The organism is Pseudomonas sp. rhizo25 (genome assembly GCF_031931935.1).
In the GTDB taxonomy this organism is placed as follows: Bacteria; Pseudomonadota; Gammaproteobacteria; order Pseudomonadales; family Pseudomonadaceae; genus Aquipseudomonas; species Aquipseudomonas synxantha.
Map to the genome: position 1 here is coordinate 221589 of NZ_JAUJXA010000006.1, position 26435 is coordinate 248023.

Annotated in this window: 26 protein-coding genes and 1 pseudogene; 13 read left to right on the top strand and 14 right to left on the bottom strand. The window is 59.8% G+C overall.

The window, feature by feature from the left end:
* Positions 1-76: 76 nt before the first annotated feature.
* Positions 77-913: a CvfB family protein gene (locus tag QZR30_RS15995; RefSeq protein ID WP_019820451.1), complete on the bottom strand. Its 837-nt coding sequence runs from the start codon at positions 911-913 to the stop codon at positions 77-79.
* A gap of 322 nt (positions 914-1235) precedes the next feature.
* Here QZR30_RS15995 and QZR30_RS16000 point away from each other — a divergent pair, with 322 nt between their 5' ends.
* From QZR30_RS16000 to QZR30_RS16010, 3 genes are all read left to right on the top strand, one after another.
* The gene (locus QZR30_RS16000) at positions 1236-1415 is read left to right on the top strand and encodes a hypothetical protein (RefSeq protein ID WP_003193095.1); all 180 of its coding nucleotides are present in this window, start codon (positions 1236-1238) and stop codon (positions 1413-1415) included.
* 207 nt (positions 1416-1622) lie between these two features.
* Entirely contained in the window at positions 1623-2345 is a 723-nt protein-coding gene (locus QZR30_RS16005) for a TorF family putative porin (RefSeq protein WP_056845611.1), read from the top strand.
* Positions 2346-2411: 66 nt separating this feature from the next.
* The gene (locus tag QZR30_RS16010; RefSeq protein WP_311903666.1) at positions 2412-3281 is read left to right on the top strand and encodes a DUF6279 family lipoprotein; all 870 of its coding nucleotides are present in this window, start codon (positions 2412-2414) and stop codon (positions 3279-3281) included.
* A 39-nt stretch (positions 3282-3320) separates the two neighbouring features.
* On the opposite strand, the gene QZR30_RS16015 is transcribed toward QZR30_RS16010, so the two are convergent.
* Positions 3321-3722: a hypothetical protein gene (locus QZR30_RS16015; RefSeq protein WP_056845613.1), complete on the bottom strand. Its 402-nt coding sequence runs from the start codon at positions 3720-3722 to the stop codon at positions 3321-3323.
* A 154-nt stretch (positions 3723-3876) separates the two neighbouring features.
* Here QZR30_RS16015 and QZR30_RS16020 point away from each other — a divergent pair, with 154 nt between their 5' ends.
* Positions 3877-4152 carry a hypothetical protein gene (locus tag QZR30_RS16020; protein ID WP_068967564.1) on the top strand — a complete coding sequence of 92 codons (276 nt, stop codon included), beginning with the start codon at positions 3877-3879 and terminating at the stop codon, positions 4150-4152.
* A 47-nt stretch (positions 4153-4199) separates the two neighbouring features.
* On the opposite strand, the gene QZR30_RS16025 is transcribed toward QZR30_RS16020, so the two are convergent.
* Complete coding sequence (locus QZR30_RS16025; protein ID WP_046071731.1) at positions 4200-5546, bottom strand: DEAD/DEAH box helicase; 1347 nt, start codon at positions 5544-5546, stop codon at positions 4200-4202.
* A gap of 193 nt (positions 5547-5739) precedes the next feature.
* On the opposite strand from QZR30_RS16025, the gene QZR30_RS16030 reads away from it, so the two are divergent.
* On the top strand, positions 5740-7032 hold the full coding sequence (locus QZR30_RS16030; protein ID WP_046071730.1) for a mechanosensitive ion channel family protein: 1293 nt from the start codon (positions 5740-5742) through the stop codon (positions 7030-7032).
* A gap of 16 nt (positions 7033-7048) precedes the next feature.
* Here QZR30_RS16030 and QZR30_RS16035 read toward each other — a convergent pair whose 3' ends face one another.
* Positions 7049-7615: a TetR/AcrR family transcriptional regulator gene (locus QZR30_RS16035; protein WP_059397789.1), complete on the bottom strand. Its 567-nt coding sequence runs from the start codon at positions 7613-7615 to the stop codon at positions 7049-7051.
* A 137-nt stretch (positions 7616-7752) separates the two neighbouring features.
* Here QZR30_RS16035 and QZR30_RS16040 point away from each other — a divergent pair, with 137 nt between their 5' ends.
* Both QZR30_RS16040 and QZR30_RS16045 read left to right on the top strand, forming a co-directional pair.
* The gene (locus tag QZR30_RS16040) at positions 7753-8541 is read left to right on the top strand and encodes an SDR family NAD(P)-dependent oxidoreductase (protein ID WP_046071728.1); all 789 of its coding nucleotides are present in this window, start codon (positions 7753-7755) and stop codon (positions 8539-8541) included.
* Positions 8542-8619: 78 nt separating this feature from the next.
* On the top strand, positions 8620-9651 hold the full coding sequence (locus QZR30_RS16045; RefSeq protein ID WP_068967566.1) for an NADP-dependent oxidoreductase: 1032 nt from the start codon (positions 8620-8622) through the stop codon (positions 9649-9651).
* Here the strand turns inward: QZR30_RS16045 and QZR30_RS16050 are convergent.
* The 3 genes from QZR30_RS16050 to QZR30_RS16060 form a co-directional block, all read right to left on the bottom strand.
* Positions 9605-10477 carry a carboxylate/amino acid/amine transporter gene (locus tag QZR30_RS16050; protein ID WP_046071726.1) on the bottom strand — a complete coding sequence of 291 codons (873 nt, stop codon included), beginning with the start codon at positions 10475-10477 and terminating at the stop codon, positions 9605-9607. The genes QZR30_RS16045 and QZR30_RS16050 overlap by 47 nt on opposite strands.
* Before the next feature lie 204 nt (positions 10478-10681).
* Positions 10682-11281: an FMN-dependent NADH-azoreductase gene (locus QZR30_RS16055; protein ID WP_046071725.1), complete on the bottom strand. Its 600-nt coding sequence runs from the start codon at positions 11279-11281 to the stop codon at positions 10682-10684.
* Positions 11282-11430: 149 nt separating this feature from the next.
* A complete protein-coding gene (locus tag QZR30_RS16060; RefSeq protein WP_046071724.1) occupies positions 11431-11745 on the bottom strand; it encodes a hypothetical protein in 315 nt (104 codons plus the stop codon).
* A 49-nt stretch (positions 11746-11794) separates the two neighbouring features.
* On the opposite strand from QZR30_RS16060, the gene QZR30_RS16065 reads away from it, so the two are divergent.
* The 5 genes from QZR30_RS16065 (at position 11795) to aqpZ (ending at position 16895) form a co-directional block, all read left to right on the top strand.
* Entirely contained in the window at positions 11795-12718 is a 924-nt protein-coding gene (locus QZR30_RS16065; protein WP_046071723.1) for a LysR family transcriptional regulator, read from the top strand.
* A gap of 14 nt (positions 12719-12732) precedes the next feature.
* Positions 12733-13536 (top strand): alpha/beta fold hydrolase, encoded by an 804-nt coding sequence (locus tag QZR30_RS16070; RefSeq protein WP_046071722.1) that lies wholly within the window; start codon positions 12733-12735, stop codon positions 13534-13536.
* Between the two features lie 3 nt (positions 13537-13539).
* Positions 13540-14103 (top strand): peptidylprolyl isomerase, encoded by a 564-nt coding sequence (locus QZR30_RS16075; RefSeq protein WP_032879982.1) that lies wholly within the window; start codon positions 13540-13542, stop codon positions 14101-14103.
* Positions 14104-14185: 82 nt separating this feature from the next.
* The gene (locus QZR30_RS16080) at positions 14186-16018 is read left to right on the top strand and encodes an ABC transporter ATP-binding protein (RefSeq protein ID WP_046071721.1); all 1833 of its coding nucleotides are present in this window, start codon (positions 14186-14188) and stop codon (positions 16016-16018) included.
* A 175-nt stretch (positions 16019-16193) separates the two neighbouring features.
* Positions 16194-16895 (top strand): aquaporin Z, encoded by a 702-nt coding sequence (aqpZ, locus tag QZR30_RS16085; protein WP_046071720.1) that lies wholly within the window; start codon positions 16194-16196, stop codon positions 16893-16895.
* Between the two features lie 54 nt (positions 16896-16949).
* Here the strand turns inward: aqpZ and QZR30_RS16090 are convergent, their stop codons facing one another.
* The 3 genes and pseudogenes from QZR30_RS16090 to QZR30_RS16100 form a co-directional block, all read right to left on the bottom strand.
* Positions 16950-17198 carry a BrnA antitoxin family protein gene (locus tag QZR30_RS16090; RefSeq protein ID WP_046071719.1) on the bottom strand — a complete coding sequence of 83 codons (249 nt, stop codon included), beginning with the start codon at positions 17196-17198 and terminating at the stop codon, positions 16950-16952.
* Positions 17176-17454 (bottom strand): annotated as a pseudogene (locus tag QZR30_RS16095) (BrnT family toxin). The gene QZR30_RS16090 and the pseudogene QZR30_RS16095 overlap by 23 nt, the downstream one beginning before the upstream one ends.
* Positions 17455-17531: 77 nt before the next feature.
* Positions 17532-18656 (bottom strand): GNAT family N-acetyltransferase, encoded by a 1125-nt coding sequence (locus QZR30_RS16100; RefSeq protein ID WP_046072698.1) that lies wholly within the window; start codon positions 18654-18656, stop codon positions 17532-17534.
* A gap of 284 nt (positions 18657-18940) precedes the next feature.
* Between QZR30_RS16100 and QZR30_RS16105 the strand changes: the two genes are divergently transcribed.
* On the top strand, positions 18941-20263 hold the full coding sequence (locus QZR30_RS16105) for a putative porin (RefSeq protein WP_046071718.1): 1323 nt from the start codon (positions 18941-18943) through the stop codon (positions 20261-20263).
* A gap of 37 nt (positions 20264-20300) precedes the next feature.
* On the opposite strand, the gene QZR30_RS16110 is transcribed toward QZR30_RS16105, so the two are convergent.
* The 4 genes from QZR30_RS16110 to hrpA form a co-directional block, all read right to left on the bottom strand.
* The gene (locus QZR30_RS16110) at positions 20301-20534 is read right to left on the bottom strand and encodes an anti-sigma factor family protein (protein ID WP_046071717.1); all 234 of its coding nucleotides are present in this window, start codon (positions 20532-20534) and stop codon (positions 20301-20303) included.
* Complete coding sequence (locus QZR30_RS16115) at positions 20528-21142, bottom strand: RNA polymerase sigma factor (protein ID WP_046071716.1); 615 nt, start codon at positions 21140-21142, stop codon at positions 20528-20530. Before QZR30_RS16115 ends, QZR30_RS16110 begins: the two co-directional genes overlap by 7 nt.
* Before the next feature lie 42 nt (positions 21143-21184).
* Complete coding sequence (locus QZR30_RS16120) at positions 21185-22306, bottom strand: beta-ketoacyl-ACP synthase III (RefSeq protein ID WP_068967567.1); 1122 nt, start codon at positions 22304-22306, stop codon at positions 21185-21187.
* Positions 22307-22515: 209 nt separating this feature from the next.
* Positions 22516-26427, bottom strand: a complete 3912-nt coding sequence (gene hrpA, locus QZR30_RS16125; protein ID WP_046071714.1) for an ATP-dependent RNA helicase HrpA — start codon at positions 26425-26427, stop codon at positions 22516-22518.
* Between the last annotated feature and the right edge of the window lie 8 nt (positions 26428-26435).

The window sequence follows — 26435 nt, forward strand, 5'->3', positions numbered from 1 at the left end:
AAACGTACATCCGACGCCACGCTGCGCCTGGAATATTTTCGCGAGCAAGCTCGCTCCTACAAAGAGCCAGGCACACTCAGCTTAGTTCAATGCGATCGGCATGAATCACAATCTGGCCCTGCTTGTAGAGCGCACCAATAGCCTTCTTGAAGTTGCCCTTGCTCACGCCGAACAAGTTGCTGATCACGGCCGGATCGCTTTTATCGCTGACCGGCAGCGTGCCATTGTTGTCGCGCAACTTGGCGAGGATCTTGGAGTTCAGGCTGGAGGCCGCTTCCTGGCCGACCGGTTGCAGGCTCAGGCTGATGTTGCCATCGGCGCGGATCTCCTTGATAAAACCTTTTTCTTCCTTGCCCGGGCGCAGGAACTTGAACACTTCGTTCTTGTGGATCAGGCCCCAGTGCTTGTTGTTGATGATTGCCTTGAAGCCCATGTCGGTGGCTTCGGCCACCAGCAGATCGACTTCCTGGCCCACTTGGTAGTTGGCTGGCGTCTTGTCCAGGTAGCGGTCAAGACGTGCGGTGGCGGTGATGCGCTTGGTGTGCTTGTCGAGGTAGACATGCACCACGCAATACTCACCCGCGGTCAATTGGCGTTTTTCTTCCGAATAGGGCAGCAGCAGATCCTTTGGCAACCCCCAATCGAGGAATACACCGATGCTGTTGACCTCCACAACTTTCAAACTGGCAAATTCGCCGACTTGAACTTTGGGTTTTTCGGTGGTGGCGATAAGTTTGTCATCGCTGTCCAGATAAATGAAAACGTTAAGCCAGTCTTCATCTTCACTGGGAATATCTTTAGGGATATACCGATTAGGCAAGAGGATTTCCCCATCTTGCGCACCATCGAGGTACAAACCGAAGTTAGTGTGCTTGACTACTTGCAAGCTGTTGTAGCGCCCGACTAAAGCCATTTCCAATACCCTCATTGCGTGGGCGGCATTCTACCCGAGTTGCGCCTTGCACGCGCGCAGGCCTGAAAATTCACAAGCTGGCATGGCGTTTCACTGGCAACACTCCACTCGTCTGATCAATCGGTTGAGTTTTGCCCTGTCATCAACCCCGGCCCGCCCAATGGTTTCGAGCTAAAACAGCAAGTTAGCGCTTTATTTCATCGATTAACTGAGATTATTTCGGATCTCAGCACTTATTCTCCGGGGATATTTGCCAAGCAATTGTCAAGTATTTCCTGTACGATGCCTGGCCAAGTTAATTTTCTACAGGTTAGTGGCCGCCATGCGCGTAAAAGCATCCAACAGCAAAGCAAAGCCAGCTCCCGCCGTTGAAACCAGCGAATCGATCAACAGCCAGATTGCTGCGTTCCTCAAGTCCGGTGGCGAAATCCAGCAGATTGCCAAGGGCGTGAGCGGCCAGACTTTCGGCCCGTCCAAGCAGATCAGCCTGGGCAAGAAGTAATACCTGCGCACTGCATCTGGTCCCTAAGCGTCTTGCCCTCAAGGCGCTAGGACTAGAGTTTGAAACACCCTCGCACCGCATCCAATATCAAGCTAATCGACGAACGGGTCTCAACACCTGGCATTCGCCGGTATCCTTGCACACGTCTAGCACGGGCATCTGCTCGAACCCATCCGTTACTGCTCCTCGCTTTTCATGGAGTGAAGCATGCTTAAACGCTGCATTTTCCTGGTCAGTATCCTGGTCGCCAGCCCATTGGCCGAAGCGCAGATTTTCCAGCGCGAACTGGGTGACTTCGACCTGAAATTGGGCACCACCCCCAGCCGGAGCATGGCCCAGGGCCTGGTCAAGCCGACCTCCCCTGGTAGCGACTCGTTCCACGGCGGCCTGGACTTGAGCCACGACAGCGGCCTGTATTTCGGCCAGTTTTCACCGAACATGGGCCTTTCCTCACCCAACAATCTCGAAGTCGACTCCTACCTGGGTTTCAAACGCCCTTTCGACCAGACCCTGGGCTATGAAGTGGGCTTGATTCACTATAGCTACCCCAAGGTCAGCCCCCTCGACAGCCAGGAGGTCTACGGCGGCCTGAATCTGTTGGGCAACCGCTTTGGCGTGTCTTTCAGCAACGACCCCGACCGCCAGGACAGCACCCTGTTTGCCGACCTCGGCGGCACCCAGCCTTTCGGTATCGGCGTCAGCATGAAGTACACCACCCACCAATTGGGCACACCGGTCTCGGTGGAAAACGGCGCCATCAGCAGTTTCAGCGATTGGTCGGTGCAATTTTCCCGGGCGTGGAAAGGCATTGACCTGGACCTGATCTACAGCGATTCCAGCCTCAGCGGCGGTGACTGCTCGGCCTACTCCGGACACAATTCGCAATGTGACGGTCTGTTGACCTTGAAGGCTGTCCGGCCGTTTTATTGATGGGCTGAACTGTCGCACCCCGCGCAGGTTCACATGCATTAACCCCATCCGTGCAAGGACTCGCCCATGTTGCGCCGGCTCAAACTCCTGATGGTACTGTTGACCCTGAGCCTGGTGCTCGCCGGCTGCAATCGCGTGGGCCTGGCCTACCGTAATCTCGACGTGATCATCCCCTGGACCCTCAACGACTACCTGGACATGAACGCCGGGCAAAAGAGCTGGTTCAACGATACCCTCAAGGAACACCTGGCCTGGCATTGCACCACACAATTGCCGGGTTATCTGGACTGGCTGGACCGCCTGCAGCAAATGGTCGACAGCAACCAAATCACTGACGCCGCGCTGCAAACCCGAACCGTCGAAGCCAAGCAGGCGATTGCCGAGATCGCACGGGAAATCACCCCGTCCGCTGTGCAGTTGCTGCAAGGTCTCGATGATCAGCAGGTCAAGGACATGAGCGAGGCCCTTGCCAAGGACCTGCGCAAACGCCAGGACGAATACCTCAAGCCACCGCTGGCCCAGCAGGTCAAGGAGCGCGCCGAGCGCATGAGCAAGCGCCTGGACGCCTGGATCGGCCCGCTGAGCGCCAGCCAGCAACACCGCGTAACGGCCTGGTCCATCGCCCTGGGTGAACAGAACCAGGCGTGGATCGGCAACCGCGCCCATTGGCAGGCGCAGTTTATCGAGGCCGTCGAGCACCGCCACGACGCCGACTTCCCGCAGAAGATGCAACGTTTGCTGGTGGACAGGGAGAGCTTATGGACGCCTGAATACCGTGCTGCATATGCTCAGACCGAAGCGGCAGCGCGCAGCCTGATCGTGGACCTGATGGCTGAGAGCACGGTGCAACAGCGGCAGAAGCTGAAGCAAAAAATCGACGGCGTACGGAGCGATTTCAAAGCACTCAAATGCCTCAAGGCCGGCGCAAATCAATAGGGAAGGGAGCAGGGCTCCCACCCACATTGGATTCGGGGGTTAGATAGCGCCACCGGCAATCGCAGCTTTGGAAGAGACTTGATCGAAGGTCGCCTCCTCCAGCGCGTCCTCCTGCTCGTCCATCACTTGACGGGGGTGCTCATTGCCAGGAATCGAGCTGTCGATCAACGCCAGCAGGCTTGCGCCCCGCGGGGTCAAGATGAAGTTCTCACCGTTGCCGCCCTCCTCTTCGGGACGCGACTCAATGAACCCGCGCTTGAACAGCAGCGCTTCGTAGTCCGCAGCAGTCTTTTTCAGCGCATCCAGATTCCCGGTGTCCTCGCCAGCCGTCGCTTTATCAGCAGCTTCCTGTTCGGCGTATTTACGCGGGGCAAAGCTACCCTCGCCGTTCTGCACTTCATGCAGCAGACGTTCGATCAGATCCCAGTTGTAAGTCGTCATCCTGATTCCTCCTGCAGGCCGATGGAAAATTAGCCCGTCATAGGTAGTGACACGTGCGGGCACTGGCCGTTCACCCGGATAGACGGGCGTCATTTCTCTGAACTTTCCAGACGTTCGCCGCCTCAACTGCCTATACCGCCAAGGAGGTCCGACCATGAAAACCCTGAGAAACCTGGCCATCGCCGCCACGTTGCTTGCCGCCCTGCCCGCCTGGGCTTGTACGCTCGACGAGGCCACGGCCAAGCGCGAAGAACTGGCCAAGGAAGTGACCAGGCTCACCGAGCAGAACCCAACCAAGGCCAAGGAGATGAATGACCAGTTGCAGAAAATGGATCTGGATACCGAAAGTGCCGAGTTTCCGGACAAGTGCCAGTTGATTGATGCCCGGCTTAAGGAATTGAAGGAAGCGGCCGCCAAAACAGAAAACTGATGGCGAAAAAAAACCGGACATCGTCCGGTTTTTTTATGCCCAGCTGCTTATTCGGCAGCCGGTGCTTCTGGCTTGCGGCGCTTGAGCGGCGCCATGCCGTCCTTGCTGACCAGCGACAGGTTGTCGGTCTTCGGCCGGTTGGCGATCTTGCGCTTGGTCGGCGATTTGGCGCCGGCCTTTTTCTTGTCACCCTTGGCGTCGGTCTTTTTCTTCTTCACGCCCACGGCCTTGCCCGACGCCTTGACCTTCTTCGGCCCTGTGTAGGTGCCTTTGACTTCCTTGATGATGCGGCGCTCGAACGACTGCTTGAGGTAGCGCTCGATGCTCGACATCAGGTTCCAGTCGCCGTGGCAGATCAGCGAGATGGCCAGGCCATCGTTGCCGGCACGTCCGGTGCGGCCAATACGGTGTACGTATTCGTCACCGCTGCGAGGCATGTCGAAGTTGATCACCATGTCCAGGCCGTCCACGTCCAGGCCGCGGGCGGCGACGTCGGTGGCCACCAGGATCTTCACGCCGCCAGCCTTGAGGCGGTCGATGGCCAGCTTGCGGTCCTTCTGGTCTTTCTCGCCGTGCAGCACGAAAGCCTTGTAGTCCTGCGCCACCAGGCGACCGTAGATGCGGTCAGCCGCGGCCCGGGTGTTGGTAAACACGATGGCCTTCTGGTAGGTCTCGTTGGCCAACAGCCAGTTGAGGATCTGCTCTTTGTGCACGTTGTGGTCGGCGGTGACGATCTGCTGGCGCGTGGTCGCGTTAAGATCGCTGACGTTGTTGACCTGCAGGTGCTCGGGGTTGTTCAGGACCTTGGCGACCATGTCGCGCAGGGTCGAACCGCCAGTGGTGGCGGAGAACAGCATGGTCTGCTGGCGATTGACGCACTCGGCCACCAGACGCTGCACGTCATCGGCGAAGCCCATGTCGAGCATGCGGTCGGCTTCGTCGAGCACCAGCACTTCGACTTCCTTGAGATCAAGGTTACCGGCATTGAGTTGCTCGATCATGCGCCCCGGGGTGCCGATCAGGATGTCCGGCACCTTGCGCAGCATGGCGGCCTGGACCTTGAAGTCTTCGCCACCGGTGATCAGGCCGGACTTGATGAAGGTGAACTGCGAGAAGCGCTCCACTTCCTTCAAGGTCTGCTGGGCCAGCTCGCGGGTCGGCAGCAGGATCAAGGTCTTGATGCTCACACGGACTTTGGCCGGGCCGATCAGGCGGTGCAGGATCGGCAAGACAAAAGCAGCGGTCTTGCCGCTGCCGGTTTGAGCCGTCACCCGCAGGTCACGCCCCTGGAGCGCGAGCGGGATGGCCGCTGCTTGCACAGGCGTAGGCTCGACAAATTTAAGCTCGGCCACGGCTTTGAGCAGGCGTTCGTGCAGGGCGAATTGGGAAAACACGGGTGCTACCTCGAAGAAATACAAAATATCAGCGGCATAGGTTACCGGTTTCGCGCGTCCAAACCGAGTTTCTTTACGCGAACAGGGCTAATCAGCTGCTTTTTTGTCAGCGTATTTGTCTAGAACGTCAACTTTGTTGCACTTAAATGCTCTAATCCCCCCGTCTCGCCTTACAGAAGAATCGGTTTCATTCATGGATATCAAACAGCTCTGGCTCAACGCCCAGGACCTCTGGGGCACCCTCGATGAACATCCGCTGCTGCACGCCGGCCTCGGCTTGCTGGTGTTGCTGGTGGTGGCCCTGCTACTCGGACGGGTAGCACGCTACCTCATTATTCACGCCATCAAATTGCTTGGCCGGCAACCGGCCCTGCACTGGCTCAACGACCTGCAGCACAACAAAGTCTTCCATCGCCTGGCGCAGATGACCCCGTCCCTGGTGATCCAGTTCGGCCTGTACCTGGTGCCGGGCCTGAGCAAGACCGCCATCCTGTTTATCGGCAATGTGGCCCTGGCGATCACCATTCTGTTCCTGGTGCTGGCCATGAGCGCGCTGCTCAATGCCTTGCTGGACATCTACGCCCGTACCGAACACGCGCGCACCCGCTCGATCAAGGGCTATGTGCAACTGGCGAAGATGGTGTTGTTCGTGTTTGGCGCGATCATCATTGTCGCTACGCTGATCGACCGTTCGCCGCTGCTGTTGCTGTCGGGGCTGGGTGCCATGTCAGCGGTGATCCTGTTGGTGTACAAGGACACCCTGCTGTCATTCGTCGCCAGCGTGCAGCTGACCAGCAACGACATGCTGCGGGTCGGCGACTGGATCGAAATGCCCCAGGTCGGCGCCGACGGTGATGTGGTGGATATCACCCTGCACACGGTCAAGGTGCAGAACTTCGACAAGACCATCGTCTCCATCCCCACCTGGCGCCTGATGTCCGAGTCGTTCAAGAACTGGCGCGGCATGCAGGCTTCCGGTGGGCGGCGCATCAAGCGCAGCCTGTATATCGACGCCAGCGGCGTCCGTTTTTTGCGCGATGACGAAGAAGTGCGCATGACCCAGGTGCACCTGCTCACCGGCTACATCGGTCGCAAGCAGGCCGAACTCAAGGCCTGGAACGAAGCCCAGGGCCACAGCGCGCAACTATCGGCCAACCGCCGGCGCATGACCAACCTCGGCACGTTCCGCGCCTACGCACTGGCGTACCTGCAAAGCCACCCGGACATCCAGCCGAACATGACCTGCATGGTGCGCCAGATGCAGACCACCGCCCAGGGCGTGCCGCTGGAGATCTACTGCTTTACCCGCACCACGGCGTGGGGCGATTACGAGCGGATCCAGGGGGATATCTTTGATTATCTGTTGGCGGTGTTGCCGGAGTTCGGGTTGAGCCTGTATCAGCAACCGAGCGGCAATGACCTGCGCGCCGGCGTATTGCCTGCCTTGGTCGGAGCCACCCAGGTGTCCAACGTCGAAACGGTGTGATGTGACCCAAACGGGATTACGGCAGTGATGCCGTAATCTCCTTGCGGCACACCTCAAGCACTTCATCGGCGAGGGCGGAATCATCCGGACACGCCCGCGACAGCATAATGGCGCCGATGGCGTGGGCCATCCTGTTGAGCATTTTCGCGCGCACGTCTTCCTGTGGTTCGTCCTGCGCCGCGTCGTACTTTGTCTGCAGGGCCTGCAGCGTGTTTTCCAGCCCGTTGGCGAAGGTCTCCTTGAGCGTGTCCGATTGACGCGCAGCATCTGCACACAACGCCGCCAAGGTGCATCCGCCGCCGCGGTGGTCGCGGTGCTGCCTGGAGAGGTACACCTCGAAAAACTGCTCCACCTCCAGGTGTGCGCTGTCGGCAAGCGACTGCGCCAGACTGTTGGCGGCCGCTTCTGCCATCAAATCCGCCTTGGAGCCGAAATGCTTGTAGAAGCCGCCCTGGGTGAAACCGGCGGCAGCCATCAGTTCGGCCACACCCACACCATCGAAACCGCGTTCACGAAACAGCTCGGAAGCCGTCGCGACGATATGCGCTCGATTGCTTTGTGATTGTGTCTTGGTGATCTTCATTTTTTGCGCTCCTGCTGCCCTGCGATTGCCCTGCAATATAGGCATCTTACTATGATGTTGATCGTAATCAAAACCGTTGACAGTTTTGATTATGATCGACATCATAAAACCTCATCGCATCCACAGAGCATCACACCATGAGCACTTCCACTACCGTTCTCATCACTGGCGCCTCGACCGGCATTGGCGCCGCCTACGCCGAGCGTTTTGCCCAGCGCGGCCACAATCTTGTATTGGTCGCCCGTGACACCCAGCGCCTGGAAGCGCTCGCCGCCCGCCTGCGTGAACAGCACGCCATCAGCATTGATATCCTCCCCGCCGACCTGACTCAAAGCGCTGACCTGGCAGCGGTTGAAGCGCGCCTGCGCGAGGACGCCAGCATTGGCACGCTGGTGAATAATGCAGGGGCCGCGCAGTCCGGCAGCTTTATCGAACAGTCCAGCGACAGCGTCGCTCAGTTGGTTGCGCTCAACACCACGGCGTTGGTGCGACTTGCCAGCGCCATTGCCCCGCGCCTGGCGGCAGCAGGTGACGGCGCTATCATCAACATAGGCTCGGTAGTGGGCCTGGCGCCGGAGTTCGGCATGACGGTGTATGGCGCCACCAAGGCGTTCGTACTGTTCCTGTCCCAGGGTATGAGCCTTGAGCTGGCTCCCAAAGGCGTCTATGTGCAGGCCGTGCTGCCGGCGGCCACGCGTACCGAGATCTGGGAGCGGGCTGGCATTGACATCAATACCCTCACGGACGTGATGGAAGTGGGTGACCTGGTCGATGCGGCGCTGATCGGCTTTGACCGTCGCGAGCCCGTGACGATCCCGCCGTTGCAGGACGGCGCTCGCTGGGATGCCTTGCAGGCAGCGCGACAAGGCTTGCTGGCGCAGATCAAGCAGTCCAAGGTGGCTGACCGCTACCTGGTCAAAGCCTGATCAACCCTTTTGCAGGCGTGCTGTGCTACTGCGATGCATAGGCGCCTGCCCTTCCGTCGAAGCGATGAGCGTTGAACCATGAAGGCATTTTCAATCGAGCGTTATGGCAAGCACACAGGCCGCATCACCGAAGCCCCGACACCGGTGGTGGGTGAACATGACGTGCTGGTTCAAATACATGCCAGCAGCATCAATGTGCTGGATGCAAAAATCGCCAAAGGCGAATTCAAACTGATCCTGCCGTATGCGTTGCCGTTGACACTGGGCAATGACTTGGCCGGTGTGGTGCTCAGCGTGGGGTCGGCGGTACGACGCTTCAAGCCGGGTGACGAAGTCTATGCTCGCCCTCCCAAGCAGCGCATCGGCACGTTCGCCGAGCTGATTGCGGTACGCGAAGACGCAGTGGCACGCAAACCTGCAAACATCACAATGGAGCAAGCCGCCTCCCTACCCCTGGTCGCGCTGACCGCGTGGCAGGTGCTGGTTGAAACGGCGAGGCTGAAAAAAGGCCAGAAGGTCTTCATTCACGCCGGCTCCGGTGGTGTCGGCAGTATCGCCATCCAGCTCGCTAGGCATTTGGGCGCTTTTGTCGCTACGACCACCAGTACCGCCAACGTCGAGTGGGTCAAGGCGCTGGGCGCGGATGTGGTGATCGACTACAAGCAGCAAGAGTTCGAAACCGTGCTCAACGACTACGACGTGGTCATGAACAGCCTCGGCCCGGATGCGCTGGCAAAGTCACTCGACATTCTCAAGCCGGGCGGCCAGCTCATCTCCATCTCAGGGCCACCGACGCCGGCATTCGCTCGCGAGCAAAACCTGTCGTGGGGATTGGGCTTGGTCATGGGTGTCTTGAGCAGTGGCATTCGCCGCAAAGCGCGCAGAAAAAACGTCCGTTATGACTTCGTCTTCATGCGCGCCAGTGGTGCCCAACTGGATGAACTCACCGCGCTGGTTGAGTCCGGCATTATCAAGCCGGTGATCGACCGTACCTTCCCTTTCGAGTCGACGGCCGAGGCCTTGAGTTATGTCGAACAAGGCCGGGCCAAAGGCAAAGTCGTGATCACGATAAAGGAGACGATACCGCCTGACGCACACCCAGCCGGCTGATCCACACCGCCGCCAGAATCACCAGGCCGCCCAAGGCCAAACGCCCCAGCGGCTCGTGCTGGTTCCAGATCAGCAGGTTCAGCAGCAGCCCCACCGGCACATGCAAGTTGTTCATCACCGCCAGGGTGCCGCCATTGACCAGGCAGGCGCCCTTGTTCCACCAGTACATGCCCAGCGCGGTGCTGACCACTCCCAGGAACACCAGCACGCCCCATTGCAGCGGCGCTTGCGGCAGGAAATCAGCCTTGCCGAACAGCAGGAATGCGGGCAACACCACCAGCAGGGCGCCCAGGTAGAAATAACCGAAACGCCGGAAATGCGGTTGGTCACTCGGATAACGCGCCACCAGGTGCTTGTACATGACTTGCCCGGCCGCGTAGGTGAAGTTGGCCAGCTGCAACAGCAAGAACCCCATCAGGAAGTGGGGCGTGATCTGATCAAAACGAATCACTGCCGCACCGCTCACCGCCACCAAGGCTGCGACCAGCGCCCAAGGGTTGAAACGGCGATTAAGCGCGTCTTCGATCAGGGTCACGTGCAACGGCGTGAGGATGGTGAACAGCAGCACTTCCGGCACCGTCAGCACCCGAAAGCTCAGGTACAGGCACACATAGGTCACACCGAACTGCAATGCACCGATCAGCAGCATGCCGCGCATGAACGCAGGCTCCACCGAGCGCCAGCGGGTCAGCGGGATAAAAATCAGCCCCGCCAGCACCACGCGCACCAGCACCGCAAAGTAGCTGTCGACGTGACCGGCGAGGTATTCGCCGATCAAGCTGAAGGAAAATGCCTGAATCAGGGTGACAACCAGTAGATAGCCCATGCGCGCCTCATGTCGAATGGTCGCGACATTAAAGCTTTTCGCGGTTTGAAGAAACTCGACGCAAAAAAAACCCGACCTCGCTCAAGCGGCAGTCGGGCAGGAGCACTCAGGAGCTACAAGTGCAAAAGGGAGGTTCGATACGCGTACTTGAAGGGTTTGCGTGGCGCTATATAAACAGCGCGGGATTATCTGGCGATTAACGCTTCACGCCACCTGCGCCAGCAGTGCTTTAGCCTGATTGACGCCTTTCTCCTGGAAGCCCGCCCCCAGGTTCACCCCTTCGGCGTGAATGAAGGTCACGTCGTGGATGCCGATAAAAGCCATGACCTGGCGCAGGTACGGTTCCTGGTGATCCGAGGTGGCGCCGGCGTGAATGCCGCCACGAGCAGTGAGTACGATGGCACGCTTGCCAGTCAACAAACCCTGTGGCCCGGTGGCGGTGTACTTGAAAGTCACACCGGCCCGCAACACGTGATCCAGCCAGGCTTTAAGGGTGCTGGGGATGGAAAAGTTGTACATCGGCGCAGCCATCACCAATACATCGGCAGCCAGCAGTTCGTCAGTCAATTCATTGGAACGGTCCAGGGACACCTGTTCATCGTCGTTGCGCTGCTCGGCGGGTTTCATCCACCCACCCAGCAGGTTGGCGTCCAAGTGGGGAACGGGATTGCGCGCCACGTCACGCAGGGTGATGCGGTCGGCCGGATGGGCTGCTTGCCATTGACTGATGAACTGTTTGGTGAGCTGGCGGGAGATCGAATCCTGCTGGCGCGCACTGCTTTCGATGATCAGGACATTGGACATGGCTTGGTAGGCTCCATCGGTAATTGCTGTAAGTCGATGGAGCGAAGGTTAACCAGGGCCTATTCGATAAAAAAGCGCAAAAAACTGCTACAACCCATCTAGAAATTTGTTGTTAAGCGGAGTATTCCTGTCTGGCATGCTCCGCTGCTTTATTTTGGAGCGCAGTCCAAAGCAATACGCATTTTGATAATCGCGCGGTTGAACTTGGCCGTGGTGTTAGTGCTTTTGCCGGCGGGTACGGTCACGGTGCGACGGCGCGGCGATTCCGGGCCGTTGGTGAAGATTACCGAACACAGCGCATCGTTGGTGCCGTAGTTACTCAACTGGATCGAACTGATGTCGGCGTCCACATCGGATGCGGTGTAGTCCACGCTTACGCCGTTGATCTTTTTAGTCACGTCGATGGGGTAGGCAAACGCGCTCATCGGCAGCAGCGCCAGCAACACACAACAGAATTTTCTCATTCGGCAGTCTCCAATAAGGACCGCCAGCTTAGGACAAGAGGAGCTCATCTTGAAAGCGCCCCGCGTTACCCTCGATCAATGGCGCACATTGCAAGCCGTGGTCGACCACGGCGGCTTCGCCCAGGCCGCAGAAGCGCTGCACCGTTCACAGTCCTCGGTGAGCTACACCGTGGCCCGTATGCAGGACCAACTGGGTGTGCCGCTGCTGCGCATCGATGGGCGCAAGGCGGTGCTTACCGAAGCCGGTGAAGTGCTATTGCGCCGTTCCCGCCAGTTGGTGAAGAACGCCAGTCAATTGGAAGACCTCGCCCACCATATGGAACAGGGCTGGGAAGCTGAAGTGCGCCTGGTGGTGGACGCTGCCTACCCCAACGCGCGCCTGGTGCGCGCCCTCACCGCGTTTATGCCCCAAAGCCGCGGCTGCCGCGTGCGCCTGCGCGAAGAAGTGCTGTCGGGGGTCGAGGAGCTGCTCATGGAAGGCGTGGCCGACTTGGCGATTTGCGGCTTCAGTATCCCCGGTTACCTGGGCACGGAAATGAGCGCGGTGGAATTCATTGCCGTCGCCCATCCCGAGCACGCCTTGCACCGCATGGGCCGCGAACTCAGTTTCCAGGACCTGGAAAGCCAGATGCAGGTGGTGATCCGCGACTCCGGCCGCCAGCAACCGCGGGATGTCGGCTGGCTCGGCGCCGAACAGCGCTGGACCGTCGGCAGCCTGGCCACCGCCGCAGCCTTCGTCAGCAGCGGCCTGGGTTTTGCCTGGCTGCCCCGGCACATGGTCGAGCGCGAACTGAACGAAGGGGTGCTCAAGCAACTGCCTTTGGCACAGGGCGGCAGCCGCCACCCGACGTTCTACCTGTATTCAAACAAAGATAAACCCCTGGGGCCGGCGACGCAGATCCTCGTGGAACTGCTGCGCACCTTTGACACCGCTCCCCTGGACGCGCCCTTTGCCGCGCCCCTGCAAGCCTGAAACGGAGTTCATCCATGGCCTGGTTCGAGCATGAAGGCTGCAGCCTGCATTACGAGGAATACGGCCACGGCAACCCGCTGATCCTGATCCATGGCCTGGGCTCAAGCAGCCAGGATTGGGAGCTGCAAGTGCCGGTACTCGCCCGGCACTATCGCCTGATCGTGGTCGACGTGCGCGGCCATGGCCGCTCCGACAGACCCCGCGAGCGCTACAGCATCCAGGGGTTCACCTTCGATCTGATTGCCCTGATCGACCACCTGGACCTGCCTGCGGCCCATGTAGTGGGGTTATCCATGGGCGGCATGATTGCCTTCCAACTGGCCGTAGATGAACCCGCACGGGTCAAGAGCCTGTGCATCGTCAACAGCGCGCCCGAGGTCAAGGTGCGCAGCGCTGGTGACTATTGGCAGTGGGCCAAGCGCAGGACCCTGGCCCGCGTGCTCAGCCTGAGCACCCTCGGCAAGGCCCTGGGCGAACGGCTGTTCCCCAAACCAGCGCAGGCCGACCTGCGGCGCAAGATGGCCGAACGCTGGGCAAAGAACGACAAACGTGCTTATCTCGCCAGCTTCGACGCGATTGTGGGCTGGGGCGTGCAGGAACAACTTTCGAAGATTACCTGTCCAACCCTGGTCATCAGCGCCGACCACGACTACACCCCCGTGGCGCAGAAAGAAATCTATGTAAAACTGCTGCCCGATGCGCGGCTGGTCGTTATTGAAGATTCCCGCCATGCCACGCCCTTGGATCAACCCGAAGTCTTTAACGCGACCTTGCTCGATTTTCTAAAGACCGTCGAAACCACTACCCAGGATCACTGACCCATGCTGAAAAAAATCGCCTTCTTTGCCGGTTCCGTTCTGTTCGCTGCCAACCTGATGGCGGCCGAACCTGCCAAGGCGCCCCACGTATTGATCTCCACCACCAACGGTGACATCGAAATCGAACTGGACCCGGTCAAGGCACCCATCAGCACCAAGAACTTCCTTGCCTATGTCGACAAGGGTTTCTATACCAATACGATCTTCCACCGCGTGATCCCGGGTTTCATGGTCCAGGGCGGCGGCTTTACCCAACAGATGTCGCAAAAACCGACCGAAGCGCCGATCAAGAACGAAGCCAGTAACGGCCTGCATAACGTGCGTGGGACCTTGTCGATGGCGCGCACCAATGACCCGAACTCGGCCACCAGCCAATTCTTCATCAACGTCGCCGACAATGCCTTCCTCGACCCGGGTCGTGATGCCGGTTATGCCGTGTTCGCCAAGGTTGTCAAAGGCATGGACGTGGTCGACATCATCGTCAACTCCCAGACCACCACCAAGCAAGGCATGCAGAACGTGCCAATCGATCCTGTCCTGATCAAGTCGGCCAAGCGCATCGACTGAGGTCAGCAGCAAGCTTCGCGCGCAGCCCACAAGGCAGCGCGCGCATTTGAAAGGAGAGCCCGCACGGCGGGCGTCAAGCCTAATGCTCTATCGTCGTTTTGAACAACTGATCGATATTTTCCGCGACGCGCCCAGCGCCGCACCTCCCGATAAAGTCCTGCCCTTCTATCTCTACTACCTGCGCCAGGTGTGGCCGCATTTCGCCGCCCTGCTGGTGGTGGGCCTGATTGGGGCGCTGATCGAAGTCGCGTTGTTCAGCTATTTGAGCCGCATCATCGACCTGGCCCAGGGCACGCCGCCCGCCGATTTCTTCCAGATCCACAGCACCGAGCTGATCTGGATGGCCGTGGTCGCCCTGCTCTTGCGCCCGATTTTCGGCGCCCTGCACGACCTGCTGGTACATCAGACCATCAGCCCCGGCATGACCAGCCTGATTCGCTGGCAGAACCACAGCTACGTGCTCAAGCAGAGCCTGAATTTCTTCCAGAACGACTTCGCCGGGCGCATTGCCCAGCGCATCATGCAAACCGGTAACTCACTGCGCGATTCCGCCGTGGCGGCGGTGGATGCGATCTGGCACGTGGCGATCTACGCCATCAGCGCCCTGGTGCTGTTCGCCGAGGCCGACTGGCGCCTGATGATCCCGCTGGTGAGCTGGATCATCTGCTACAGCCTGGCACTGCGTTACTTCGTGCCGCGTGTGAAGGAACGCTCGGTGATTTCCTCCGAAGCACGCTCCAAATTGATGGGCCGCATTGTCGACGGCTACACCAACATCACCACCTTGAAACTGTTCGCCCATACCCAATACGAGCAGCAGTACGCCAAGGAAGCAATCATTGAACAGACCGAAAAAACCCAGTTGGCCAGCCGCGTGGTGACCAGCATGGACATCGCGATTACCACCATGAACGGCCTGCTGATCGTCACCACCACCGGCCTGGCACTGTGGTTGTGGACCCACTCGCTGATCTCGGTGGGCGCGATTGCCCTGGCCACCGGCCTGGTGATCCGTATCGTCAACATGTCCGGCTGGATCATGTGGGTGGTCAACGGCATCTTCGAGAACATCGGCATGGTGCAGGACGGCCTGAAAACCATTGCCCAGCCGCTGGCCGTGATCGACCGCGACAACGCCCCACGCCTGAGCGTGCCCCAGGGTGAAGTGCGCTTCGAACAGGTAGATTTCCACTACGGCAAGAAGAGCGGAATCATTGGTGGCCTGAACCTGGAGATCAAGGCCGGGGAGAAGATCGGCCTGATCGGCCCGTCCGGAGCGGGCAAATCGACCCTGGTCAACCTGCTGCTGCGCCTCTACGACCTGCAGGGCGGACGCATCCTGATCGACGGCCAGAATATCGCCGAAGTCGCCCAGGAAAGCCTGCGCGAACAGATCGGCATGATCACCCAGGACACTTCGCTGCTGCACCGCTCGATCCGCGACAACCTGCTGTACGGCAAGCCCGACGCCACGGACGAAGAGCTCTGGGCCGCGGTGCACAAGGCCCGCGCCGATGAGTTCATCCCACTGCTGTCGGACTCCGAAGGCCGCACCGGGCTGGACGCCCATGTGGGTGAGCGCGGGGTGAAACTCTCCGGCGGTCAGCGCCAACGTATCGCCATCGCCCGCGTGCTGCTCAAGGACGCGCCGATCCTGATCATGGACGAAGCCACCTCGGCGCTGGACTCGGAAGTGGAAGCGGCGATCCAGGAAAGCCTGGAAACCCTGATGCAGGGCAAGACGGTGATTGCCATCGCGCACCGGTTGTCGACCATTGCGCGCATGGATCGCCTGGTCGTGCTGGAGAAAGGCCAGATCGCCGAGAGCGGCAGCCATTCCGAATTGCTGGCACATGGCGGACTTTATTCGCGGTTATGGCAGCATCAAACCGGAGGGTTTGTCGGTATAGACTGATTTTATTGGGTAAACCGCCGTTCAATTCCGAACAATTCTGACAGCTTTCTCCATCTGGCTGGTCGTGCGACACAATCCTGCTGTACTGCAATCAGGCCCCAGGAGGGCCCTGATTTAAGGCGGCAGGGAAGCCACACAGACCGTTAATCAGATAGAGCAATCTAAGGAAGTGTTCATGTCACTGTTCAAACGTTCCGTAACGGAAGGACTGGGTACGTTTTGGCTGGTGTTAGGTGGCTGCGGGAGTGCGGTGTTGGCCGCAGCGTTCCCCAACGTCGGCATCGGCCTGCTCGGCGTGTCCCTGGCCTTTGGGCTCACAGTGCTGACCATGGCATTTGCCATCGGGCATATCAGCGGTTGCCACCTTAACCCGGCCGTCTCGGTGGGGCTGGTGGTGGGCGGCAGATTCCCGGCCAAGGAATTGCCAGCCTATATAGTGTCCCAAGTGATCGGTGGCGCCATCGCCGCCGCACTGCTGTACTTCATCGCCAGTGGCAAACCCGGGTTCGAACTGGCCTCCGGGCTGGCAAGCAATGGTTATGGCGAGCATTCACCCGGTGGTTATTCAATGGCGGCAGGCTTTGTCTGCGAGCTGGTGATGACAGCGATGTTCGTGCTGATCATCCTTGGCGCCACCGACCGCCGTGCCCCGGCGGGCCTCGCGCCTATTGCCATTGGCCTGGCGCTGACGCTGATCCACTTGATCTCGATCCCGGTCACCAACACGTCGGTCAACCCAGCCCGCAGCACGGGGCCTGCGTTGATTGTCGGCGGTTGGGCAGTCCAGCAGCTATGGTTGTTCTGGCTCGCACCGATCCTCGGCGCGGTGATCGGCGGCGTGACCTATCGATGGCTGGGCAAGGATGAAGGGGCCTAAGGCAAACGGATCAGCCCTGCCGATAAGGCAGGGCTGAATTCAATTCAATGTTGCTCAACCCTGATGGGCCTGCATGTATTGACGCAACAGTTGATTGATACGTGTCTGGTATCCAGTACCTTGCCCCTTGAACCACTCGAGAACGTCGGCATCCAGTCGAATAGTCACCGCCTGCTTCACCGGGACACGAAGCTCGGCACGCCGGAAAAATTCGGCGTCCAGCTCGGGGATATCACTGGTATCGATTTCTTCTTCATTCATCTTGGCCAAGCGCTTCCAATCAGTTTTCGATGTTTGCGTCATAGTATTTGGCCTCCTTCTTGGTTGCTTTTCGGGCCCAGATGATACGGATCACATCACCACGCCGCTCGGTATATACGACCACACCCATTAACAATTTGATCTAGCCAATACTGATCCAACGCTCTTCGCCATAATCCGCCCGATCATCGCGCTAGGCCAGCATTGGGTGTCTAAAAATATCAGGGACGTGGTTAAAATCGATGCCGTGCTTAGAAATATTGGCTTTGTTCTTGGCTTCATCCCACTCAAAATGCATGGCACATCCTGTATGTACTTTTGTACATACAGAATAGCGATTTGACCGTTCACCTGCAGTACTGCCAGACCGATGCTTTAGCCCTGCCGATAAGGCAGGGCTGACCTCGCCTCTTCGGCATACGCCAGAATCCCCACCCGTTCACGCTCAAGAAAATCCTCCACGGCACTCTTCAACCCCGGATGGCGCAGGTAGTGCCAGGACCGTGTAATCACCGGCTCAAACCCGCGAATCAATTTGTGCTCGCCCTGGGCACCGGCGTCGAAGCGTTGCAGGCCGTGGGCGATGGCGTAGTCCATGCCCTGGTAAAAACAGGTTTCGAAGTGCAGTCGGTCGAATTCCGCCAGGCAGCCCCAGTAGCGGCCGTAGAAGCTGTCGCCACCGATCAGGCTGAAAGCCATGGCTACCGGGCGCGAGCCTTGCTTGGCCAGCACCACGCGGATGGCCTCGGGCATGCGTTCGGCCAGCAGGCTGAAAAACGCACGGGTCAGGTAGGGCGATTGGCGGCGGACTGCATAGGTGTTGGCGTAGCAGGCATAGACAAAATCCCATTGAGCTTCGCTCAGTTCATGGCCTTGCAGCCACTCGAACTCAATGCCCTGCCCCGCCACTTGTTCGCGCTCCTTGCGCATCTGTTTACGCTTGCGTGAACTCAAGGCATCGAGAAAATCCTGGAAGTCGCGGTAGCCGCGGTTCTGCCAATGAAACTGGCAGCCCAGGCGTTGCATCCAGCCCGGCTGCAGGGCCAAGGCCTCATCGGCCAAGGCGTCAGTGAAATTGATATGGGCACTGGAGAGCCCTTCGATCTCCAGGTAGCCCGGCAGACTCTTGAGCAACTCGAAGCCGTCCTCGGCATTGGCGGCCAAAATACGTGGGCCGCTGACGGGACTGAACGGCACCGCCGTCAGCAGCTTGGGATAGTAGTCAATACCGGCGCGCTCACAGGCATCGGCCCAGCCATGGTCGAACACATACTCGCCGTAGGAATGCCATTTGCGATAGCTCGGCAGTGCCGCCACCAGGCGCTGCCCTTCCCAGTGCAGCAGATGCTCCGGCTGCCAGCCCGATTGCGGCCTCAGGCTGGCGCTGTCCTCCAGCGCGCTCAAGAACCCATGCCGTACAAACGGCTGGGCCTGCGGCACCAGGGCGTCCCAGACCTCTGGGGCGATTTCGGACAGGCTGTCCAGGCGTTGCAACGGCATCGGCATCCTCACTGATTCTTGGCGTTAAAGCCTGGCGAGTATCGCTTATCGCAACCCAGTGCACACCTTGAAAACACGCTGACAGACTTGGAAATAAATAGTTCCAACCTCAGCCCATTTGTCATCTAGATGAAATCACTTAGCCACTACTCCGTCATAAACGGTCGCGATACTGACGCCAGTTTTTAGAGCGCCTGGGTCTACCGGGTGACATTTTTTCCGTCCGTCATTGGTCGGTTGTGTCCTGGATGGTTTGCCATCCCTCCTCACTTTCGGAGATTGATATGCGTCTTGCTTCCACTAAAACTGCGGCGGTCCTGTGTGGCGGCCTGTTGCTGGCCCTGAGCCTACCGGCCAGCGCTGCAGTCGACGCTAAATTGCTCGACATGCTCAAGGCCAACGGCCAGATCACTGCGGCGCAGTACAGCGAACTGCAAGCAGAGCTGGCCAGGGACCAAAAAGAACAGCAGATCGCACGGCAAGCTCAACAAGAGACCAACGAGCAGATCGCGGCCACCGCGAAAAAAACCAACGAGCTGAGCAGCTTCGACCAGAAGCTGGCCTGGGCCGCCAAAACCCAGTTCAAAGGTGACGTACGCTTCCGCCAGGAAACCATCAAGATCGATGGCGAGCCCAACAACGGCGGGCGTGACAAGGACCGTCAACGTATCCGTGCCCGCCTGGGTGCCTACACCGAGATCAACCCACAGGTGGACACCGGCATCCGCATCGCCACCGGTGGCGGCGACGATGCTCGTTCCACCAACCAGGATCAGGATGGCTACTTCGATAAAAAATCGATCTGGCTGGACCTGGGCTACATCGACTACCACCCGGACCAGATCAAGAACCTGCACGTGATCGGCGGCAAGATGCTCCAGCCATGGGTGAGCATGGGCGACGTGATCTGGGATAGCGATATCAACCCGGAAGGCCTGGCCGTTACCTACAAATACCCACTGGGCAGCAGCGCCGAACTGTTCGGCAGCCTTGGCAACTACAACCTCAAGGACAACGTCGACGGAGACGGCGTGCAGTTCCGCCACGACCTGCGCCTGACATCCGGCCAGCTGGGTACGCGTTTCTCGGTCACCGACAACCTGAAAATGACCTTGGGCGGCAGCGTCTACGCCTACAAAAATGACGAGGACAGCCGCTGCACAACCACCACCACGCCTTGCGCGTTGGCGGTCAACGGCAACTCGGCCAACAACGAATTCCGCCTGTATGAAGGTTTTGCCCAGGCAGATATCGGCGGCCTGGCAGTGCCCCTGGCGTTCTACGGCCAGTACGTGAAGAACAACGATGCTGTGACCGACCAGGACACCGCGTGGTTGCTGGGTGCCAAGTCCAAGGTGTTCGGTTTCAACCTGGACTACAACTACCGCGACGTTCAACGTAATGCCGTCGTAGGCGCCTTCACCGATTCGGACTTCGCCAACGGTACCACCGGTTCGCGCGGCCATAAGATGAAGGTCAGCTACGACATCGACAAGAACTTTGCCCTCGGCGCCACGTACTTCCTGACCAAGGCTGACTACGCCAGCCGCACGCAGCGTGATGCCAATACCAACACCTTGCAGTTGGATGCTGAAGCCAAGTTCTAACCCCCCCCCCCCGTTGTAGGAGCGGGCTTGCTCGCTCCTACAAATCTTTCAGCCGTTCGGCTGCCAATCGTTCAGCCAGCGCATCGACATCCTTTACCGGCTCCTGCGGCAGGATCTTCAGCGTCGCCTGCATCAGGCGCATCTGACGGATAAAGCGTCGGCAGTTCGGGCAGAACATCAAGTGATGACGCACGAGCAGACGCTCGCGAAAGGTCAATTGCCCATCGAGATAATCACTGGAGCGAGCGACTTGTTCCTTACAGGTCAACATTCTCCCGTTTCCTCAAAATGCTCCACCGTGGCGAAGACTTTAAGCCGCGCTCGATGCAACAGCACACGTACATTGGAAAGTGAAAGGCTCAGAAGATTACAGATTTCTTCCAACTCCAATCCCTGGCGTTCACGTAGCACCAGCACACTGCCCTGCAATTGGGACAAGCTCAGAATCGTGTGCTCCAGGCATTCGCGCAATTCATCCTCGGTCAGCAGCGCTTCCGGGGTGTCCTGGTGCCAGGCATACGGCGCGACTGCCCAGTGGCCGTCATCCGGGCTGAATCGCTCATCACCAATGGTGCCATGGGGCGAAGGCAAATCGTCGAGCAGCACTTCCCGGCGATTCTGTTTATAACGCCCTTTGGCGGAGTTGGCGGTGATGGTCAGCAGCCAGGTCTTGAGACTGGAGCGTCCTTCGAACCTGGCCAGGTTGCGCACCACCGAGAGCCAGGCGTCTTGCACCACCTCGTCGGCGTGGCGCTGGCCGACAATGGCATAGGCCACCGCGCGCATTGCGCTCTGGTAAGTGCTGACCAATTCCTTGTAGGCCCGCTGCTCTCCCTTGAGCAAGCGTTCAAGCAGGTGCGCGTCGTCCGCTGCAGCCATTCAAACCTCGATCTTGCTGAAAATACGGCCAGTTCTTACAGATCAGCGCTTGCGCAGGATCACGCTGCCAATCGAATACCCGGCGCCGAACGAGCTAAGCACCGCCACGGTGCCCTTGGGCAAGTCGTCCTGATAGGTGTGAAACGCAATCACCGAACCGGCGGAGCTGGTATTGGCATACGTATCGAGGATCACCGGCGCTTCTTCCACCGACGCGTCGCGCCCCAGCAGCTTTTTCACGATCAGGTGGTTCATGCTCAGGTTGGCCTGGTGCAGCCAGAAGCGCTTCACATCGGTGACGTCCAGCTGGTTTTCCGCCAGGTGTGCACCAATCAACTCGGCCACCATCGGGCAGACATCGCGGAAGACCTTGCGGCCTTCCTGCACGAACAGCTTGTCAGGGGCGCCGATGCCCTCTTCCGCGGTGCGGTTGAGGAAGCCGAAATTGTTGCGGATGTTGTTGGAGAACTTGGTCAGCAGCTTGGTGCTCACCACCTCGAACTGGTGCTCGGACGTCGCCAGGTCAGCGCGCTCCAGGATCACCGCGGTGGCGGCATCACCAAATATGAAGTGACTGTCGCGGTCACGGAAGTTCAGGTGGCCGGTGCAGACTTCCGGGTTGACCATCAGGATCGCCCGGGCCTGGCCCAACTGGATGCTGTTGGTTGCATTCTGGATGCCGAAGGTGGCCGAGGAGCACGCCACGTTCATGTCGAAACCGAAGCCCTGGATACCTAAGGCTTCCTGGACTTCGATAGCAATCGCCGGGTAGGCGCGCTGCAGGTTGGAGCAGGCGACGATCACGCCGTCGATATCCGCGGCAGTCTTGCCGGCGCGTTGCAGGGCCTGTTCGGCAGCGCCGACGGCCATCTGGCAGAGCACCGACCATTCGTCGTTGCTGCGCTCGGGCAAGCGTGGGGCCATGCGCTGAGGGTCGAGGATGCCGTCCTTGTCCATCACAAAACGGCTCTTGATACCGGACGCTTTCTCGATGAATGCCGCGCTCGACTCCGTCAGCGCTTGCACATCGCCACGCTCGATGGCGGCAGCGTTGTCAGCATTGAACTGTTGTACGTAGGCATTGAAAGACTGCACCAGCTCTTCGTTGGAGATGCTGTTGGCCGGGGTATACAGGCCGGTGCCGCTGATGACGACGTTATGCACGGTCGTTCCTCTAAATCTGTCAGGCAGAAGATATTGGTACCGTCGTACCAAACTGTAAGTCGTTTGAGTCCATCAGGCGGGCATCAAACTGGCAATTCGTTATTCAATCTTGTGACCGCGAAGTTTGCCACAATGCCGGGGATTTGGCGCCATAGGCCACACAAACACCTTGAATGTGGGACCTGCCCAGTTCAGGAAACCGGGAAGGTTCAGGGCTCTACCTGGCTCCACTGCTTGCTCAAGCGTTTATCGGAAATCGGCACCTTGGTGCCCAACTGCTGGGCAAACAACGACACACGGTATTCTTCCAGCCACCAGCGGTACAGCTCCAACTGCGGGTCGCGCTTGCCTTCCTGGGTGTGTTTGTTCAGGCGGTTCTGGTATTGCGCCCACAGGCCGCCCAATTCGGTACTCCACACCCGGTCCTTCTGCACCTGGCTCGGCAGTTTCTCCAGGCGCAGCTCGATGGCCTTGAGGAAACGCGGCAGTTCCTTGAACCATTGCGCCGGGGTTTCCCGTACAAAACCCGGGTACACCAGGTTGCCCAGTTGCTGCTTGATATCGTTCAAGGCTACCGCCTGGGCCAGGTCGATCTTGCCTTTGAAGCGCTTTTGCAGGCCGTGCCACAGCTTCAGCACGTCCAGGGTCAGGCGCGCCAGGCGTTCGGCGTGTTCGGTCCAGCTGCCGCGCTTGCGTTCCGCCAAAGCCGCCAGGCCGGCGCCATCACGAGGCAGGCTGGCTTCGCCCTCCAGTACGCAGGTGTCGAGGCTGGCCAGCAGGATGTCTTCCACCAGCGCGTCGATACGCCCCAGCTCGCGGTACATCAAACCCAACTCGGTCAGGCCCGGCAATTTGCCGCGCAGGAATTTCGCCGGCTCGGCCAATTGCTGCATCAGCAGACGCTGCAACGCGCGGCGATGCTGGAACTCAGCCTCGGCGGCGGTAGAGAACCGGCCTTCCTTGACCGTACCATTTTCTTCCACCAGCGCCGGGTACACCGTCATCGACAGGCCGGCGATGTTTTGCTGGGTCTTTTCGGCAACCGCCGCGAACACCTTGGCTTCCACCGGCTGCTGGCTTTTCGCGGTCTGCGGCACGGCCAATGCGGCCTGGCTGGCTTCTGCAAAACGTGCGGTCAGTTCGGCCAGGTCGCGGCCTTCGCCAAGGAACTTGCCTTGGCCGTCGACCACTTCCAGGTTCATCTTCAGGTGGCTTTCTACCTGCTGCGCCGCTTCGGCCCAGGCTTCATCGCTGACCCGCGCACCGGTCATGCGCAGCAACTCGCGCCCCAGCGCCTGGGGCAGCGAGCCCTGGCCGAATTCGATGCGTTGCAGCGCCGCCTTGACGAAGTCCGGCACCGGCACGAAGTTCTTGCGCAGCGCTTTGGGCAAGTTACGCACCAGGGCGATGCACTTGGCTTCGATCACGCCTGGCACCAGCCACTCCAGGCGCTCGGCGGGCAAGGCCGGCAGCAATGGCGCCGGCACGCGCAGGGTGACGCCGTCGCGGGGGTGATTGGGTTCGAAGTGGTAACTCAAGGCCAGGGCCAGGTCGCCCAGGTGCAAGGTGTCCGGATAATGCGCGGCGGTGACTTCACTGGCCTCACGGGCCAGCACGTCTTCTTCGCGCATGATCAGCAATTGCGGGTCTTTCTGGCTGTTGACCTTGTACCAGCTGTCAAAAGTGGCCGTCTGGTGAATCTCCGCCGGCAAGCGTGCGTCGTAGAAGGCGTAGAGGGTTTCTTCGTCGGCGAGGATATCGCGACGACGGGCCTTGGCTTCCAGTTCGTCGAGTTGCTCCAGCAGGCGCTGGTTAGCTGTCAGGCACTTGGCGCGGGACTGAATCTCACCGCGTACCAGGCCTTCCCGGATAAACAACTCGCGGGACACCACCGGGTCAATCGGCCCGTAATGCACCGGCCGACGTCCGACTATGATCAACCCGAACAGAGTGATCTGCTCAAACGCCACCACCTGGCCGCGCTTCTTCTCCCAATGGGGCTCGAAGTGATTTTTCTTGATCAGGTGCCCGGCCAGCGGCTCGATCCAGTCGGCGTCAATCTTCGCCACCATGCGCGCATAGAGCTTGGTGGTTTCCACCAGCTCGGCAGTCATCAGCCATTGCGGGCGCTTCTTGCCGATGCCGGACGAGGGGTGGATCCAGAAACGCCGCTGCCGCGCACCGAGGTAATCGCCGTCTTCGGTTTTCTGGCCGATCTGGCTGAGCAGGCCGGACAACACTGCCTTGTGCAGCTTGGGGAAATCCGCCGGCTCTTTATTGACGCTCAGCTGCATGTCGCGGCAGATCAGGCTCAACTGGCGATGGGAGTCGCGCCACTCGCGCAGGCGCAAGTAGTTGAGGAAGTTCTTGCGACACCAGTTGCGCAGCGGGCTGGCGGTCAGTTCCTGGCGCTGCTCTTCAAAGCCACGCCACAGATTGACCAGCCCGGCGAAGTCCGAATCCGGATCCTTCCACTGAGCGTGGGCCTGGTCGGCGGCCTGTTGACGCTCCGGTGGGCGCTCGCGCGGGTCCTGGATCGACATGGCGCTCGCGACGATCAGTACTTCCTGCAAGCTGCCCAGCTTGGCCGCTTCGAGCAACATGCGGCCCATGCGCGGGTCCACCGGCAGGCGTGCAAGCTGGCGCCCCAAGGGGGTGAGCTGGCTGTTACGGTCCACCGCCGAGAGTTCCTGCAGCAGGTTGAAACCGTCGCTGATCGCCTTGCCATCCGGCGGTTCGATAAACGGGAAATCGGTGATCTCGCCCAGGCGCAGGTGCAGCATCTGCAGGATCACGGCGGCCAGGTTGGTGCGCAGGATTTCCGGGTCGGTAAATTCCGGGCGGCCGATAAAATCCTCTTCGCTGTACAAGCGAATGCAAATGCCCGGCTCGACCCGGCCGCAACGGCCTTTACGCTGGTTAGCGCTGGCCTGGGAAATCGCCTCGATCGGCAGGCGCTGCACCTTGGCGCGGTAGCTGTAGCGGCTGATGCGCGCGGTGCCGCTGTCGATCACATAACGAATGCCCGGTACGGTCAGCGAGGTTTCCGCGACGTTGGTCGCCAGCACCACGCGCCGACCCGGGTGGGATTGGAAAATGCGCTGCTGCTCGGCCGGCGACAGGCGCGCATACAGCGGCAGGATCTCAGTGTGCTTGAGCTGGGCCTTGCGCAGCATGTCGGCGGCGTCGCGGATCTCACGCTCGCCCGGCAAAAACACCAGCACATCGCCGGGGCTGCGGCGTTCGCTGCGCTCGTAAGCGGCGATTTCATCGAGGGTGGCGAGGATCGCCTGATCGACAGTCAAGTCGTCCTCGACGCGGTTGCCCTCTTCGTCCTGTTCCAGGGTCAGCGGGCGATACCAGGTGTCCACCGGGAAGGTGCGGCCCGACACCTCGACAATCGGCGCGTCGTCGAAGTGCTTGGAAAAGCGCTCCAGGTCGATGGTCGCCGAGGTGATGATGACTTTCAGGTCGGGGCGACGCGGCAGCAGGGTCTTGAGGTAGCCGAGCAGGAAGTCGATGTTCAGGCTGCGTTCGTGGGCTTCGTCGACGATGATCGTGTCGTAGCGTTCCAGGTAACGATCATTCTGGGTTTCGGCCAAGAGGATGCCGTCGGTCATCAGCTTGATCAGGGTGTTGGAATCGCTCTGGTCCTCGAAGCGCACCTGATAGCCGACCAACGCGCCCAATGGCGTGGCCAACTCTTCTGCCACACGGCTGGCGACACTGCGCGCTGCAATCCGGCGCGGTTGGGTGTGGCCGATCAGGCCGTATTGGCCGCGGCCGATTTCCAGGCAGATCTTCGGCAACTGGGTGGTCTTGCCCGAGCCGGTCTCGCCAGCAATGATCAATACCTGGTGCTTGAGCAGCGCGTCCTTGATCTCATCGCGCTTGGCGGCAATCGGCAGGCTGTCGTCATAGCGAATCACCGGCAGGCTGGCGCGCCGTGCCGTGACCTGGGCACAGGACGCTTGCATGCGCGCCACCCACTGCGCCAGCTTGTCCTCATCGGGCTTCTTACGCAGCTCGAGCAACTGCCGGCGCAAGCGGTGGCGGTCGGCGAGCATGGCGTGATCGAGGGTTTTGAGCAGTTGGTCGATGGTGGGTGCTTGGTCAGTCATCAGCTACT